This window comes from Branchiibius hedensis, from assembly GCF_900108585.1.
Lineage (GTDB): Bacteria > Actinomycetota > Actinomycetes > Actinomycetales > Dermatophilaceae > Branchiibius > Branchiibius hedensis.
Genome location: NZ_UESZ01000001.1, coordinates 3,735,495 through 3,750,911 on the forward strand (window position 1 = coordinate 3,735,495; position 15,417 = coordinate 3,750,911).

The 15,417-nt window shown below is 66.9% G+C and carries 17 protein-coding genes and 2 pseudogenes; 4 read left to right on the plus strand and 15 right to left on the minus strand.

Annotated elements, in window-relative coordinates; genetic code table 11:
* Nucleotides 1–6 precede the first annotated feature (6 nt).
* A complete protein-coding gene (locus DR843_RS18220; protein WP_245934192.1) occupies nt 7–873 on the minus strand; it encodes a GH25 family lysozyme in 867 nt (288 codons plus the stop codon).
* 94 nt (nt 874–967) lie between these two features.
* Between DR843_RS18220 and DR843_RS18225 the strand changes: the two genes are divergently transcribed.
* From DR843_RS18225 to vapC, 3 genes are read left to right on the plus strand one after another with little or no spacing between them, the layout of a single operon-like run.
* Nucleotides 968–1,759, plus strand: coding sequence for an MBL fold metallo-hydrolase (locus DR843_RS18225; protein ID WP_109688135.1), 792 nt, complete (start codon nt 968–970; stop codon nt 1,757–1,759).
* A gap of 60 nt (nt 1,760–1,819) precedes the next feature.
* Entirely contained in the window at nt 1,820–2,011 is a 192-nt protein-coding gene (locus tag DR843_RS18230; RefSeq protein WP_109688137.1) for a type II toxin-antitoxin system VapB family antitoxin, read from the plus strand.
* A gap of 2 nt (nt 2,012–2,013) precedes the next feature.
* A complete protein-coding gene (gene vapC, locus DR843_RS18235) occupies nt 2,014–2,397 on the plus strand; it encodes a type II toxin-antitoxin system VapC family toxin (protein ID WP_211310284.1) in 384 nt (127 codons plus the stop codon).
* 6 nt (nt 2,398–2,403) lie between these two features.
* Here vapC and DR843_RS18240 read toward each other — a convergent pair whose 3' ends face one another.
* On the minus strand, nt 2,404–3,081 hold the full coding sequence (locus DR843_RS18240) for a Crp/Fnr family transcriptional regulator (RefSeq protein WP_172461507.1): 678 nt from the start codon (nt 3,079–3,081) through the stop codon (nt 2,404–2,406).
* A gap of 60 nt (nt 3,082–3,141) precedes the next feature.
* On the opposite strand from DR843_RS18240, the gene nth reads away from it, so the two are divergent.
* A complete protein-coding gene (nth, locus tag DR843_RS18245; protein ID WP_109688141.1) occupies nt 3,142–3,900 on the plus strand; it encodes an endonuclease III in 759 nt (252 codons plus the stop codon).
* On the opposite strand, the pseudogene DR843_RS18250 reads toward nth, so the two are convergent.
* The 13 genes and pseudogenes from DR843_RS18250 to yut all read right to left on the minus strand — a co-directional run.
* Nucleotides 3,897–4,760, minus strand: a pseudogene (locus tag DR843_RS18250) (IS481 family transposase); the annotation flags it as partial. The gene nth and the pseudogene DR843_RS18250 overlap by 4 nt on opposite strands.
* Before the next feature lie 60 nt (nt 4,761–4,820).
* Nucleotides 4,821–5,618 carry an IS21-like element helper ATPase IstB gene (gene istB, locus DR843_RS18255; RefSeq protein WP_109683679.1) on the minus strand — a complete coding sequence of 266 codons (798 nt, stop codon included), beginning with the start codon at nt 5,616–5,618 and terminating at the stop codon, nt 4,821–4,823.
* The gene (gene istA, locus DR843_RS18260; RefSeq protein ID WP_109683678.1) at nt 5,618–6,835 is read right to left on the minus strand and encodes an IS21 family transposase; all 1,218 of its coding nucleotides are present in this window, start codon (nt 6,833–6,835) and stop codon (nt 5,618–5,620) included. Before istA ends, istB begins: the two co-directional genes overlap by 1 nt.
* Nucleotides 6,836–6,905: 70 nt before the next feature.
* Nucleotides 6,906–7,040 (minus strand): annotated as a pseudogene (locus DR843_RS18265) (helix-turn-helix domain-containing protein); the annotation flags it as partial.
* Between the two features lie 208 nt (nt 7,041–7,248).
* On the minus strand, nt 7,249–8,202 hold the full coding sequence (locus DR843_RS18270; protein WP_109688145.1) for an urease accessory protein UreD: 954 nt from the start codon (nt 8,200–8,202) through the stop codon (nt 7,249–7,251).
* Nucleotides 8,199–8,834, minus strand: a complete 636-nt coding sequence (gene ureG, locus DR843_RS18275) for an urease accessory protein UreG (protein ID WP_109688147.1) — start codon at nt 8,832–8,834, stop codon at nt 8,199–8,201. The genes DR843_RS18270 and ureG overlap by 4 nt, the downstream gene beginning before the upstream one ends.
* 40 nt (nt 8,835–8,874) lie before the next feature.
* On the minus strand, nt 8,875–9,582 hold the full coding sequence (locus DR843_RS18280) for an urease accessory protein UreF (protein WP_245934193.1): 708 nt from the start codon (nt 9,580–9,582) through the stop codon (nt 8,875–8,877).
* Nucleotides 9,575–11,299 carry an urease subunit alpha gene (gene ureC / locus DR843_RS18285; protein WP_109688149.1) on the minus strand — a complete coding sequence of 575 codons (1,725 nt, stop codon included), beginning with the start codon at nt 11,297–11,299 and terminating at the stop codon, nt 9,575–9,577. Before ureC ends, DR843_RS18280 begins: the two co-directional genes overlap by 8 nt.
* Entirely contained in the window at nt 11,299–11,766 is a 468-nt protein-coding gene (locus DR843_RS18290) for an urease subunit beta (protein WP_109688150.1), read from the minus strand. Before DR843_RS18290 ends, ureC begins: the two co-directional genes overlap by 1 nt.
* Nucleotides 11,741–12,601, minus strand: coding sequence for a sirohydrochlorin chelatase (locus DR843_RS18295; protein WP_109688152.1), 861 nt, complete (start codon nt 12,599–12,601; stop codon nt 11,741–11,743). The genes DR843_RS18290 and DR843_RS18295 overlap by 26 nt, the downstream gene beginning before the upstream one ends.
* 1 nt (nt 12,602) lies before the next feature.
* Complete coding sequence (locus DR843_RS18300) at nt 12,603–12,908, minus strand: urease subunit gamma (protein ID WP_109688154.1); 306 nt, start codon at nt 12,906–12,908, stop codon at nt 12,603–12,605.
* Nucleotides 12,909–13,014: 106 nt separating this feature from the next.
* Nucleotides 13,015–14,307 carry an ammonium transporter gene (locus tag DR843_RS18305; protein WP_109688156.1) on the minus strand — a complete coding sequence of 431 codons (1,293 nt, stop codon included), beginning with the start codon at nt 14,305–14,307 and terminating at the stop codon, nt 13,015–13,017.
* Nucleotides 14,304–15,347 (minus strand): urea transporter, encoded by a 1,044-nt coding sequence (gene yut / locus DR843_RS18310; protein WP_109688157.1) that lies wholly within the window; start codon nt 15,345–15,347, stop codon nt 14,304–14,306. The genes DR843_RS18305 and yut overlap by 4 nt, the downstream gene beginning before the upstream one ends.
* Between the last annotated feature and the right edge of the window lie 70 nt (nt 15,348–15,417).

A 15,417-nucleotide genomic window follows, 5' to 3' on the forward strand; every position in this document is an offset into this window, starting at 1 on the left:
GCTACTTCAGGCGTGGTTCCTGGCCAGCACTTGCAACCGGGTGTAGCTGCCGTTGAAGTAGTCCTGGTCGATCGGGGTGTCGGTGTACTGCCAGTAGGTGAATGTCGGCCAACCGCCGGGTAGTGCGTTCAGCGTCTTGGTCCACGCCGCGATCCACAGCGGGTTGGACAGTCGGAACGCGGTGCTGTTGCCGGTGCACAACGCCCACCACGGGGAGTTGGTGTAGATGACGACGTCCCGGCTGGTGAGCTGCTTGTAGCGGGCAGCGAACGCGCTGATCCAGGCGACCATCGCCGTTTTGCTCAGGCCGTAGCAGGTGGCGCCGTAGGGGTTGTTCTCCACGTCGAGCATGCCGGGCAGGGTCTTCCCGTCTGCTGTCCAGCCGCCGCCGTTCGCGACGAAGTACTCGGCTTGGGCTGTGGCGCTGCTGGTCGCCGGGTTGGCGAAGTGGTAGGCGCCCCGGATGAGGCCCTGCTTGTAGGCACCGCTGTACTGCGATGCGAAGTAGGTGTTGCGCAGGTAGGTGCCTTCCGTTGCCTTGGTGTAGGCCCAGGTGACGCCCGTGGCCGCCCAGGCCGCCCAGTCCACGTTGCCCTGGTAGCGCGACACGTCGATGCCCCGCTGCGCGCCGGCCACCAGCCGGGGTGGGGCGGCCGATCGGCGTACGGAAATCGCCGGCGCGGTTGTCTTCGCCCACCCGGGATAGCCACCGGCGGCAGTGGTCAGGCCGGCCCTGCGAGCCTGGACATCCAGGACCCGGTGCGTGGCCGAACGGCCGACGTCCGCTGCGCGCGCCGGGGCGCCGGCAGCGATACCGCTGAGCGCGCAGCTGAGTACGACGGCGCCGGTCAGGGGGCGGGTGACGGTCATCATGGTCAGTCCTTTGGCGGTCGGCGAGCGATGAGCACAAGTCCACCACGGACACGGCTGCGCGCGGGTGGATCGGGGCGGCCGTTATCGTCGCAGGATGAGCGATGGATCTGCGTGGCAGGGCGGCCCGGTCACCGACACCGTTGAGATCGTGTTGTGCAACAACCCCGGACCGATGAGTCTGGATGGCACCAACACCTATCTGCTCTTCGGTTCCCAGGATCGGGCGGTGGTCGTCGATCCGGGGCCGTACGACGAGGAGCACCTGGCCGCCGTACACGATGCGGTGACCGCTCGGGGCGCGAGCGTCGCGCTCACCCTGCTCACGCATCATCACGACGACCACGCCGGCGGGGTCGACCGGTGGGTGGAGGTGACCGGCTCACCGGTGCGTGGCGCCGGCAGGGGCGCGGCGTTCGCCCACGGCGAGGTGCTGGACGAGCAGGGCCTGGGGATCGTCGTACTCCTGACCCCTGGACACACTGCCGACTCGGTGAGTTTCCTTCTGCCGCAACAGAATCTTCTGCTCACCGGCGATACCGTGCTCGGCCGGGGCACGACGGTGGTCGCCTTCCCCGATGGTGATCTGGGTGACTACCTGGACTCCCTGGACCGGTTGCGTACGGCGATCGCCGGACACGGCGGGACCGTCGCCCTGGCGCCGGCGCACGGACCGACCCACCCCGACGCAGATGCCGTCATCGCCTACTACCAGCGGCATCGCGGCGAGCGACTCGATCAGGTGCGGGCGGCCCTGGGGCAGATCGACCCACGTCATGCCGATGCAGCGGACGCCGTGGTGAACGTCGTCTACGCGGACGTGCCCGAGCAGGTCCGGCCGGCGGCGTACGCGACAGTCCGCGCGACGCTGGACTACCTCAGTCGCTAGCGGTGCCATGATCGCTACGATGTGTATGTCAGAGCCCCGCGATACACATGGAGCATGGCAATGCGTACCAACATTGATATCGACGACGAGCTCTTGGCCAAGGCCCAGGCCGCTACCGGGGCGACGACCAAGAAGGAGACCGTCCGGCTCGGGCTGGAGCTACTCGTCCGTCTGGATCAGCAGAAGGCGCTGCGTTCGCTGCGCGGTGCACTGGACTGGGATGACGACCTGGAGCGGATGCGTACGTCGTGATCGTGGTCGACTCCAGCGTGTGGGTCGACTATTTCAACGGTAGATCGACGGCCGAGTCCGATCGGCTCGATGCCCTGTTGGGGACTGAACCGTTGGCCCTGGGGGACCTCATCCTCGCCGAGGTCTTGCAAGGATTCCGCGACGAGCGACATGCCCGACAGGCTGAACTCGAACTGCGCCGACTCACGATCTTCGAGATGCTTGGCGCGCATCAGGCGGTGGATGCCGCCCAGCGATACCGACAATTGCGCCGACGTGGATTCACGATCCGCAAGACCGCCGACGTCATCATTGCGTCGTTCTGCATCAGCCAGGGTCATCATCTGCTCGCGTCGGACCGAGACTTCGACCCCTTCAGCGGCGAACTCGGCCTACTGCGGGCCTGAGCGAAGTCAGCGGGCGCGGCGCTGCAGGCGCTCGGTGTCCAACAGGGTCACCGCACGGGCCTCGAGCTTGATCCAGCCGCGCGAGGTGAAGTCGGCCAGGGCCTTGTTGACGGTTTCGCGAGAAGCGCCGACCAGCTGGGCCAACTCTTCCTGGGTCAGGTCGTGCGCGACCAGGATGCCGTCGTCCACCGGCTTGCCGAACCGCTCGGACAGGTCGAGGAGCGCCTTGGCGACGCGACCGGGCACGTCCGTGAAGACCAGGTCACCCAGGGCTTCGTTGGTGCGGCGCAACCGACGGGCCAAGGTGCCCAGCATGGTCATCGCAACCTCGGGGCGGGTGGACAGGAACGCTGTCATGTCCGCGTGCGCGAGGCCGACCAGCTCCACATCCGACACTGCGGTGGCGGTTGCGGCGCGCGGGCCGGGGTCGAAGAGGCTGAGCTCGCCGAGCATTTCGCCGGAGCCGAGGATCGCCAGCAGGTTCTCCCGACCGTCCGAAGAACGCCGGCCCAACTTCACCTTGCCCTCGGTGATCACATACAGCGAGTCGCCCTGGTCACCCTCGTGGAACAGCTCGCGGCCACGCGGCACCCGCGCGGGAGTCATCGACTCCAGCAGGGCCTGGGCATCGTGATCATTCAGGGGTGCGAACAGGGCTGCCTTACGGACGGCGTCGATCTCCACAGGGTTAGTGTGCCATGCAACACAAGAACGCTTTCGCGGCCACACCGAGGACGGCATCAGTTGAAACGCCTGGACATCAGCGCCGAGACCCCGACCGGGCGAGTGCGCCGGGCCCGCAAGACCTATCGAGCGCTGCACGAGGCCTATCCGTACGCGCACTGCGAGCTGGATTTCAGCAGCCCGCTACAGCTCCTGGTTGCCACCGTTCTCTCGGCGCAAACCACCGACGTCGGGGTCAACAAGGTGACACCTGTGCTGTTCGCGCGTTACCCGGACGCAGCGGCGCTCGCCGGCGCTGATCGCACCGAGCTGGAGGAAATTCTGCGGCCCACGGGGTTCTACCGGGTCAAGGCGAATTCCGTGCAGACGCTGGCGCAAGCGTTGCTGGAGAACTTCGGGGGTGAGGTTCCCGGCCGGCTCAAGGACCTGGTGACCCTGCCCGGAGTCGGCCGCAAAACCGCGAACGTCGTCCTGGGCAATGCCTTCGGCGTGCCCGGCATCACCGTCGACACGCATTTCGGCCGGTTGGTGCGCCGGTTGGGCTGGACCGATGAGACCGACCCGGTGAAGGTCGAAGGCATCATCGGCGCGATGTTCCCGCGCAAGGACTGGACGATGCTGTCGCACGTGCTGATCTTCCACGGCCGCCGGTTGTGTCACGCCAAGAAACCCGCGTGTGGGGTGTGCCCGGTCGCCCAGTGGTGCCCGTCGTACGGCGAGGGCGAACTGGACGCGACCAAGGCCCGCAAGCTGCTCAAGTTCGAGTTGGCACCTGGCGCTGCCGGGGCACCGTCGGGCACCTTCGCCGGCCTGGACTAGCTGTAGTGCCCCGCCAGGTTGGGTACGCGGTCTGCGGGTGAGCCACCTTTGAGCGCGGTGTGTGCGCGGTGGTGATTGTAGATGTGCAGGAAGTCCTCGTACGCGGCGGCGCGTTCGGTCTCGCTGGTGTAGGGGCGGGCGTAGGCCCACTCCTCGGTCAGGGTCCGGTTGAACCGCTCGACTTTCCCGTTGGTTTTCGGGGTGTAGGGGCGGGTGCGTTTATGGGTGATCCCATGGTCCTGCAGCATGTTCCGGAATAGGTGGGAGCGGTAACAGGACCCGTTGTCGGTCATCACCCGGTCCGTGGTGATCCCGACCTGCGCGAAGTGCGCCACCGCCCGTTGCATGAACGCGGTCGCGGTCTCCTTCTTCTCATCGGCCAGGATCTCTGAGTAGGCGTACCGGGAGTGGTCATCGACCGCGTGGTGCAGGTAGGCATACCCCCGCCCACTGCTGGAGGTAGCACGGGAGTTAGCTTTCCCCGCAGCGCGGCCATGGACCCGGTGTCCACCCCCATCGGGGATGCGGCCCAGCTTCTTGATGTCCACGTGGACCAAATCACCCGGGGCGTCGCGTTCGTAGCGCACCACCTTTCGACGACCGGCCCGTACCGGGGCACCAGTGGCCGGGTCCGTCCAGGACAACCGAAGACACCGGTACCGGGTCAGGATGCGGTGCACCGTGGCCGGATTCATCCCCAGGTGGTAGGCGATCCGGGCCGGCCCCCACCGCCGCGAAACCCGTAACCCCAGGACTCGCCGTTCCCGGCGCCTACTGGTGCGGTGCGGACATGACTGGGGCCGGCTGGGACGATCGCACATCCCCGCCGCACCATGCTGGCGGTACCGGGCCGCCTGTCGACGTCGCTCGAAAGTGAGGCCGTTGCGACGCTCGAAAATGAGGCCACCGGTTCGTGTTGTCTAGTTTGCCGTGTCTTGGGTTCTGATGCTGGGCAGGGTGTCGATCCCGCGGTTGCGTAGCCGGTAGCTGGCGCCTTTGAGGGTGAGGACGTCGGCGTGGTGGACGACTCTGTCGATCATGGCGGCGGCGACGGCTTGGTCGCCGAATACGCCGCCCCAGCCGCTGAATGGCAGGTTGCTGGTGAGGATGAGCGAGGCGTGTTCATAGCGCGATGACACGAGTTGGAAGAACAGGTTCGCGGCGTCTTGTTCGAAGGGTAGGTAGCCGACTTCGTCGACGATGATCAGGCTGTAGCGGCGCAGTCGGGCGAGTTCTTGCGGGAGTCGACCGGCCTGGTGGGCATCGGTCAGGCGGGTGACCCACTCGGTTGCGGTGGCGAACAGCACACGGTGTCCGTGGTTGGCCGCGGCGATCCCCAGTCCGGTGGCCAGGTGGGTCTTGCCGGTGCCGGGTGGCCCGAGCAGCACGACGTTGCGGGCTTCGGTGAGGAATCCACCCGAGGCCAAGGATGCGACCTGTTGCCGGACGGCGGGTTGGGCATCCCAGTCGAACTCCTCGATCGTCTTCCTCGCCCCGAACCCGGCGGCGCGGATCCGCAGCTGGGCGCCGGAGGCGTTGCGGGCGGCGACCTCACGATCCAGGACTGCGGCGAGGTACTCCTCGTGGGTCCAGCCGGCGTCCCTGGCATGATCAGCCAACCGGGCCGCGGCTTCGGTGATCCGGGGCGCCTTCAACGCTGATGCCAGGTAGGTCAGCTGTTTCAGCGCCTCGGTCGTCTCGGTCTTCTTCGTGGCCATCAGGCGACCTCCTCGCCATCGATCAGGCCGAAGGCCCGGTCGTATTCGGCCAGGTCCCGTGCCAACTCCTGGTCGGGATCGGCGGCTGGTCGGGGTAGTTGGAACTGCTCACGCAGGACTTTCGCGGCCGCGACGTGGGCCGGGTCGGTGATCGTCATCCCGCGTGCCCACACCCGCTGGTGGGCGGCGACCAGGCGGCCCTCGTGGCGGACTTCGACCCTGGCCAGGTCGGCGTGGACGTCGACGAATCTGCCGATCACGTTCGGTTCCACGGAGTAGTCGCTGCTGTCGACACGCACGTAGTAGTCACGTCCCAGCCGGACCCGGTTGACCCATCCCACCGCTGGCGGCACGGGTGGCAGCGGCAGCATCGCGGCCCGGTCGGCATCGACCAGATCGACCGGGCGAGCCTTGATGGTCCGCACGACACGGCTATTCGCCAGTCCAAGCCAGTCGCGGAACTGGGCATCGAAGTCAGCCGGTGACTCAAAGGTCCGCCCGGGCATAAAGGACGTCTCGTAGTAGCGGTTGCGGCGTTCGACCACACCCTTGGATTCAGGGTCGTAGGGCTTCAACCGCAACAGGGTGGTCGCCAAGGTGCCGGTGAACGCGCCGACTCCCTCGGCATGCCGCTTCCCGCGACCGATCCCAGTCTCGTTGTCCCAGATCAACCGACGCGGAACCCGGCCGAGGTCTTGCAGCAGTTCCCACATGCCCAGCAACAGGTCCTGGGTATGGCGGGTCGGGATCATCCGCCCGACCATGAACCGGGAATGCGCGGCAGTGATCACCATCACCGGCAGCAACGTCCTGCTGCCGTCCTCCAGCGGGATCTTCCGCGGCGGGAACCACAGGTCGCACTGCGCCGCGTCACCCGGCAACCAAATCAACCGATCGCAGGGGTCAACCGGCCGATGCTCAGGTCGCAAACGCCGCACGTTGTCACGGAACCAGGTGATCGACCCCGTCCAGCCGACCCGTTCGGCGATCACCGTCGCTGGCATGTCTGGTGTCTTCACCAGCAGTTGCCGCACCGCCGGCTCGAACGGCGTGAACGATGTCGGACCCGCTGGCCGCTCGTACTTCGGGGGCCGGTCCGAGGCCAACGCCCGCTCCACCGTCGACCTGCCAATGCCCAACTCTCGTGCGACCTGACGCTGCGGAACACCATCCGCCACCAGCCGCCGGATCAAAGCCCAATCCTCCACAGAGATCACCCATCCAATCTGTCTGGGTGGCCTCGTTTTCGACCGTCGCTATGGCCTCGTTTTCAAGCGTCGTCGACACCGCCCAGCGGTGCGCGGTGGTGACCGAGACCCCGAACCGGTCTGCGGCCCGCCGCAACGGCCACCCATCGTCCACCACGCACCGCGCCAGGCGCAGGCGACCAGTCGCAGAAAGCGGGGCATTAGCGTGGACCATGAGGACCTCCGGGTTTGGGGATGTGTTTGCTTCGTCGCTTCACACCTCACCCGGAGGTCTTCCTCAAGTCACGCCGACAGGCCGAGAACCGTTCCTAACGTCCCGGGGCAGTACAACTAGCCCCGACTACCCCGATTTTTGCAGCGCAACTCACCCCAGGAAGCACCGACGCAGTGAGTTGCGCTGCAAAAGTCGGGACTGAAGCGGCCTACTTGCGGATCCGCGGTGCGGGTACGCCGAGTAGCAGCTCCCGCGTGACCTGCCACGCCGTCGTCGTGAGCCGCTGCAGCTGCACGGTGTCGTCACCGAGGATCCGCACCCACGCACCGCAATCTGCCGGCAGCACACTGACGCCGAAGAGCGTGCCGTCCTCGGTCATCGGCGCGAGCGCTTCGTGCAAGCGATCAGCGACGACGCCGGCCGGCTGCAACGGGCTGATCACGTAGAGCGATGCCATGATGTCGCGATCGGCGATCCCGGCCGGACCAGAGGCGCTGGGCACCAACCGCACGCGGTCCAGGAGCAAGGGTGATCCGTCGGGGCGCAGCACTTCCAGATCGGCGGCGTACACGTCGTACTCACCGCGCTCGCCACGGGAGAGGCGGCCGGCGTAGACCGTCTCGCCCAGCACCGCGGTCGCGTCAGGATGCACAACGGCCCGAACCCGTTGGTAGAAGCGGGAATTCGCATAGGGGATGACCGGATCGGGCAGAAACTCGGCGTACGCGCCCGCCTCGATCATCAGGTTGATCTGGGAGGCGGCGTAGCCGTGCTCCATCCGATAGATCTTGGTGTGCGCCTGGGTGGTGACGTGGCTGGCGGACCCGGGCCCGAACCGTAGGTCCATGCGCTGCCGGTCGCCCTGCAGCACACCGCCACCGGTGGTCATCACGTAGGTGTAGGGGATGTCCGGGCGGCCCTGGTCGTAGTAGAGCGGCCGCATGATCTGCAGCGGACTCTTCTGGTAGTGGTGCGTCAGTTCCGTGCGCGGCCCGCCACGGTGGGTGCGCACCTCGAAGTCCAGTTCGAGTACGCCGACCTTCCCCGGGCTGCCCACCGGCAAGTGACCGCCGCCCGGGCCATACCCGGCGACCTCGGCAGGGACCCGGTCGATCTCGTAATGGGCGGGTTGTAAGCGGTGATCCAGGGCGATGGCGCTCATCCCACCGGATCCGGCTGACGGCTGGCCCAGACGGCCATGATCTCCTCGTGCAGTTGCGGCAGGCCGGTGCCCTCGAGGGAGTTGGTGAGGACCACGGGCGCCCCGTCCCGGACGGCGTGGGCGTCCCGCTCCATCACGGACAGATCGGTGCGCACGTACTGCGCGATGTCGATCTTGTTGATCACCAGGATGTCGCTCTCGGTGATCCCAGGCCCGCGTTTGCGCGGCATCTTCTCGCCCTCGGAGGTGTCCAGCACGAAGACGAACACGTCGGCCAGCGCGGGGGAGAAGGTCAGCGTGAGGTTGTCGCCGCCGGACTCGTAGATCAGCGTGTCGATCTCCGGGAACTGCTCCAGCAGGTCTTCGCCGGCGGCCAGGTTCATCGTGGGGTCATCGCGCACGGCCGTGTGCGGGCACGCACCGGTCTCGACCCCGATCACCCGCTCGGGATCCAGGATGCCGGCGAGTTCACGGCGTACGTGATGGGCGTCCTCCTGGGTGTAGATGTCGTTGGTGATCACCCCCGGGTGGCGGCCGGCCTCGATGAGGATGGGGACGAGCGCTTCGGTGAGTGCGGTCTTGCCCGATCCGACCGGGCCACCGATGCCGATGCGTAGAACGTTGGTGGACATGGGGACTCGCCCTCCTGCTAGTCGTGCGGTGTGGCTGATGCTACGTGGTGAACAGGCGCGCATCGGCCCGTTCGTGTCCTGCCGAGCAGATGTCGGTCAGCGGTGCGAAACCGCCGATGTCCTCGGCCGGCCGCGTGACGGCCGCGGCGGCGACCTCTTCAACGGTCGAGGCGACCTCCCGCAGGATCAGCTGCGCGGCAATGTGGTCCGCCAGCCGCAGCCGCAGAGCCGCTCCGGTGAAGCTGGATGCGAACGCGAACAGGTCTGAGGCAACCGCCCGTTCGACGCTGACTCCCGCTGCGGCGTAACAGATTCCGCTGATCACCGGTTGGCACCCGGGCACCTCGCGAGAGCTGACCAACTCGCCGTACGCCGAGACCACCGGATCGTCCACGAGCGGGCCAGCCGTGCGCATCAGTTGGCGTCCACTGCGCACGGAGGCGGCCCGCAGTTCGCGGTTCAGCTTGGTGGCGAAGAGCAGCTGGTCGATCCGCTGGATCTCGCGCAGGTCGCCCGCCCGGGCCGCATCGTGGACCCGGGCCAGCGCGGTGGCGTCCGCGGGGCCGATCGACGTACGCAGCAGGTCCGCCAGCAACTCACCGACCTCGTCGGGATCGACCAGGCCGCGTTGCCGGAAGCCCTCCAGACCGTGGGACATCGTGTAAAGCCCACTGGGAAAAGCCGAGTCGGCCAGCTGCAGGCTGAACAGCAACTGGCCGACGTCGGAGGAGATGCCCGGATCAGACAAGGTAGAACAGCTGCGTCAGCGGCAGGGACTCGGCCGGCTCGATGTGCGCGGGCACGCCGTCCAGGGTCACGACGTACGTCTCCGGATCGACCTCGATGACGGGGGTGGCGCTGTTGCGCACCATGTCCTTCTTGCCGACGGTGCGCGTGCGCCGTACCGGGAACACCTGGCTCTCCAGACCGAGTTGCTCGGGCACGCCCTTGTCGATCGCCGCCTGCGACATGAAGGTCGCACGGGTCTTCTGCAGGGTCTTGCCGATCGCACCGAACATCGGCCGGTAGTAGACCGGCTGCGGGGTCGGCAGCGAGGCGTTGGGGTCGCCCATCTGCGCCCAACTGACCATGCCGCCCTTGATGACCATCTTCGGTTTCGCGGCGAACGAGTCGATCGGCCACAGCACGATGTCGGCCAGCTTGCCGGTTTCCAACGACCCGACGTAGTCCGAAATGCCCTGCGCGATAGCCGGATTGATGGTGACCTTCGCCAGGTAGCGCAGCACCCGGAAGTTGTCGTTGCCGTCGGCGTCCTCCGGCAACTTGCCGCGCTTGTCCTTGCAGTGGTGCGCGGTCTGGAAGGCGCGGGTCACCGACTCGCCGATCCGACCCATGGCTTGGGAGTCGGAGGAGAAGATCGACAGGACGCCCAGGTCATGCAGCACGGTCTCGGCCGAGATGGTTTCGGCGCGCACCCGCGAGTCGGCGAAGGCGACGTCCTCGGGGATGTCGTGGGACAGGTGGTGACAGACCATCACCATGTCCAGCAGCTCATCGACCGAGTTCACCGTGTAGGGCAGCGTCGGGTTGGTAGAGGACGGCAGCACGTTGGCGCTGCTGGCGATCTTCATGATGTCCGGTGCGTGCCCGCCGCCGGCGCCTTCGGTGTGATACGTGTGGATCGCCCGGCCGTTGATCGCGTTGATCGTGTCCTCGACGAAGCCGGCCTCGTTGAGGCTGTCGGTGTGGACAGCGATCTGCACGTCGTACTCGTCGGCGACGTCCAGCGCCTTGGACAGGGCTGCGGGGGTCGTGCCCCAGTCCTCGTGCACCTTCAAACCGGCTGCACCGGCTTCGAGTTGCTCGGCGAGGGCTTGGGCGAGGGAGCCGTTGCCCTTGCCCATGATGCCCATGTTGACCGGCATCGCTTCGACCGACTGCAGCATCCGGTGGATGTTCCACGCGCCGGGGGTGCAGGTGGTGCCGTTAGTGCCGTCGGTGGGGCCGGTGCCGCCACCGAACAAGGTCGTGATCCCGTTGCTCAGCGCATCGTGCGCCTGCTGGGGCGAGATGTAGTGCACGTGGGCGTCCATGGCCCCGGCGGTGGCGATCATGTGCTCACCGGCGATGATCTCGGTGCCCGGGCCGACCAGCAGCTTCGGGTCGACACCGTCCTGAAGCTGCGGGTTACCAGACTTGCCGACGCCGGCGATGACGCCGTCCTTGATCCCGATGTCGGCCTTCACGACCCCGAGGATCGGGTCCAGCACGATGACGTTGGTGATCAGCAGGTCGAGCGCGCCCTGGGTCTGGCTGGCGCGCGGGTCCTGGGCCATCCCGTCGCGAGCCGACTTGCCGCCGCCGTAGACGACTTCGTCGCCGTAGTGACCCTCGGCGAAGTCCTTCTCGATCTCGATCACCAGGTTGGTGTCGGCGAGTTGGACCTTGTCACCGCGGGTGGGTCCGAACAGGTCGGTGTACTCCTTGCGGGAGAGAATCGCCATCAGCGTGCACCCTTCGTGGTCGTCTTCTTGGCCGGGGCCTTCTTCGCAGTCGCCTTCTTGGCGGCAGGTGCCTTCCCGACGCGCGCGGCGGGGGCGCCGTTCTGGAAACCGTTGGGCTCCAACGCCGCCAGTGCAGCGACCTTGGTGTGCGGAGCGTCCAGCCCGCCGTCGACCAGACCGTTGAAGCCCACGAGGTAGCGGCCACCCGCGTAGGCCACGAGGGTCACCTCCTTGGTCTCACCGGGTTCGAAGCGGACACCGGTGCCTGCCGGGATGTCCAGGTGCGAACCCCAGGCCAGTTCCCGCTCGAACAGCAGCGCCCGGTTGGCCTCGAAGAAGTGGAAGTGCGAACCCACCTGCACAGGCCGATCACCGGTGTTGGTCACCCGGAGGGTGACCGATGCTCGCCCGGCGTTGATCTCGATGTCGTCAGATTGGTGCTCATACTGCGGTTTGCGGGAGGCCATGACGTTCCTTTCCTGCAGGGGTGGGGTGATGCGAGTGTCCGTGGCCATGCCCGTGGGTGTGGGTGTGGCCATGACCGGGTGCGGTGTCGCCGTGGGAGTGCGCGTAGCCGTGGTCGTGGTCGGCGTTCAGTGCGGAATCGATGCCGTCCGTGCCGTGCTGCCAGTCGTGACGGGCGCTCGCGACACGTTCGGTGATGATCCGCCGGGCGGCAGCATCCCCGATCAGCGGCCCGCACCACGACATCGCGTGTGCGGGTGTACCCGGCGGCAGATCGAGGTCGGTCTGGAAACCGGCCGGCACCACGCCGCTGGCACCGAAACCCAGCCGGCGCAGGCGCTCTGCCGTCGCGGCAAGGCTGGGGGTGCCGGTGCCCAGCGCGACGGCGATCTCCGGGGTTGTGGACTCGGCTCCGACCAAGTAGGCGCAGCGGTGCAACTCGGCGTTGTTGAAACTGTCGCTGGACCGCGCGGCGATCACCAACGCGGACCCCGGCGCACGACGTTGCAGACGGATCGCCGCGCTGCGCAGATGAGCGATGAGATGGTCTGTCGTGCCGAACGGTGCCGTCAGCCGGAGCGGGCCGCCGCGACGGTCGCGGATCCAGGCCAGCGTCTTGGCGGTATCGGCGACCAGGACGGGGTCGCGTCCGAAGGTCATCGGCACGACGGTCACGGATTCGCCTGCGCTCAGGGCGGTTTCGACGGCGCTGGCCAAGGGTCGACCGGTCGTGGTCGCAGTCCACGTTGGCTCGGACCGGGTCAACCGGTCCAGCGCTGCGCCGTCGTCGCTCTCGTGCCCTCCGACGAGGACGACGCGTTCGGCGGAGACGGTCACGTCAGCCGGCGACGGGGTCGTGACAGGAAACCAGTTTGGTGCCGTCGGGGAAGGTGGCCTCGATCTGCAACAAGGTGATCCGCTCGCGAACCCCGTCCATGCACTGGTCGGCGGAGACGACGGTCTTGCCCAGCTCCATGCACTGCGCGACGGTCTTGCCATCCCGGGCCGCTTCCAACACTGCCTCGGAGATCAACGCTTGCGCCTCGCTGATGTTCAGCTTGGTGCCGCGATCACGGCGACGCCGGGCGAGTTCAGCGACCTGGTAGATGTACAGCTTGTCGATTTCGCGTGGGCTGAGATCCATTGCTGCTCCCCGTCGTGGGTGGTTGTGTTCCGCCTTGTGCGGTCGGGTTGAGAGTGACTGTAGCGCCGATGAGTTGCGCGCGATATGGATCGGGCAACGCCCGTTCCTACCGTTGTCGGTCGCTGGCGGGCACGGGTGCGGTGTCGTCGTGGTAGGCGGTCATCGCTTGCTGGACAGCGTCGAGGTGATCCTCGTCGTCGGCGTCCACCCGCAGACCGATCGTCTTCTGGATGGCCATGGCGATCAACCAGGTGGCAACGAACGAAAAGGCAATGACCGCAACCAGAGCCAGCAACTGCTTGCCCAGCAGGCTGAGGCCGCCGCCGAAGAACAGGCCGTCGGCGCCGATCGCGTTGATCGCCTTCTCACCGAAGAACCCCACCATGATGGTGCCAAGGATGCCGCCCACGAAGTGAACGGCGATGACGTCCAGGGCATCGTCGTACTTGAAGATCTTCTTCAGCTGCAACGCGAGGTGGCAGATCAATCCGGCGAGCGCACCGATCGCGACAGCCGAGAAGGTGCTGACGTAACCGGCGGCAGGGGTGACCGTTGCCAACCCGGCGATGGCGCCGGTGACTCCGCCGAGGACGGTCGCGTGCCCATCACTCGAGCGCTCGATCAACAGCCAGACCAACATCGCCGCGGCGGCCGCCACCTGTGAATTGATCAGGGCCTGCGCCGCGATGCCGTCAGCGCGCAGACCGTCTCCGGCGTTGAAGCCGAACCAGCCGAACCACAGGATGCCAGCGCCCAGCACGACCATCGGAATGGAGTGCGGCAGCGCGGCCCGATCCGGCCAGACGCGGCGCCGGCCGAGTACCACCAGCAGCGCCAGGGCAGCGGCACCAGCGGCCGCGTGCACGACCATTCCGCCCGCCCAGTCCTGCGCGCCGAGCTTGGTCAACCAGCCGGTGGGGGCCCACAGCCAGTGCGCGATCGGTGGGTAGACCAGGATCGACCACAAGACCAGGAAGACGGCCCAGCCGAGCGCCTTGAGCCGGTTGGCGACCGCCCCCGTGGCCAGCGCGGGAGTGATGATCGCGAACATCATCTGGTAGGCGACGAAGGCCAGTGTGGGTACGGCGATACCCGGCACGACGACGTGCAGGTTGGGTGCCGGCGCTTGGTCGAGGTTGCGCAGTCCGAAGAGACCGAGATCGGAGATGATGCCCTTGCCGGTGTCGTTGCCGAAGGCCAGGCTGTAGCCGATCACGACCCAGGTGAGACTGATCAGAGCCAGCGGGATCACGTTCTGCTGCAACATCACCAGCGTGTTGCGGGTGCCCATCATCCCCGCGTAGAACAGCGCCAGACCCGGCACCATGAACAACACCAGAGCGGTGCAGATCATCAGCCACGCGGTGTCGCCGCTGTTGACGGCCGCCACCGCGGTCATGAGGACGCCCCACTGGTGGTCTTGGTGGACACGGCATCATGGGCGATCGGTGCGTGCGGGATGGGCATGAACTTCTCCTTCGGCAGTAGGAAGAGCCAGGTGGCGAAGACGAACGGGGCAGTGAAGGTCGGGATACCGACCGGGGAGAGCGCTGCGTTGAGTGCGCCCTGGATGATCACGGTGAAGATGGTGCCGAGGACGGTGAACGCCAGCACCCGCCAGCCCGGGGTGTAGAAAATGCTGCCTAAGGCGATGGCGGTCAGGACTGCGCTGAATCCGTACAGCCCGTTGCTGATTCCCGAGCCCGAGGCGCCGAGAACGAGGGCGGTCGCGATGGCCAGAGCCGAGCCCAGCAGTGCGAACGCTGCGCTCCATCGGGAACTGACCGCCAGGGCGATCACGAAGATGACACCGGTCACGACGTTGTTGATCAGGAAGACCTGTGCGACGTTGCGGAACAGGGTCTCGGCCAGCATCGAGGCAGACACCGCGACGTGTGCCGCGTTGTTGTCGATGGCCACGGGAAATCCGGTGGGGCCGAGCGCGACCGGTTTGATGTGATTGAACGACCACGCGCCGAGCACCAGGAACCACGTGGTCAACACGAACGGGAAGGTGAGCGCGGGAACGCCCCACGTCGCCCCGATGTTCGCGATGGCCATCATGACGACCGTGGACACGGCCGCTCCCACGATCAGGTAGACCCACATGTAGGAGTTGGTGCCCAGGAACGTCGGCACCGCCGCCCCGACCAGGATGCCGTTGAAGCCGTAGAGGCCCTGCCGCACGGCCGTTTGGTCGACAGCAAGCAGCTTGGCGGTGATGGTGGCAATGAGAAGGGCAACCACCGAGCCGACCGCGACCTCCCACTGATCAGCTGCGAGCGCGCCCCAGGTGATGCCGACCAGGAACAACAGCCCGGTGACGGGGTTGTCCTGGAACATCACCTGGCCTGCTCCGCGCAGCAGCGTGTCGACGAAGCCGATCCCGCCGTTGTCCTTGGCCAGGCGGTCCCAATCCTGAGCGACGGTCAGCGCCATCACACCACCTCCCTGCGGTTGTGCGGCGCCGTCCGACGGTCGCCCTGTGGTGATAGTGGCAGGGGAGTGC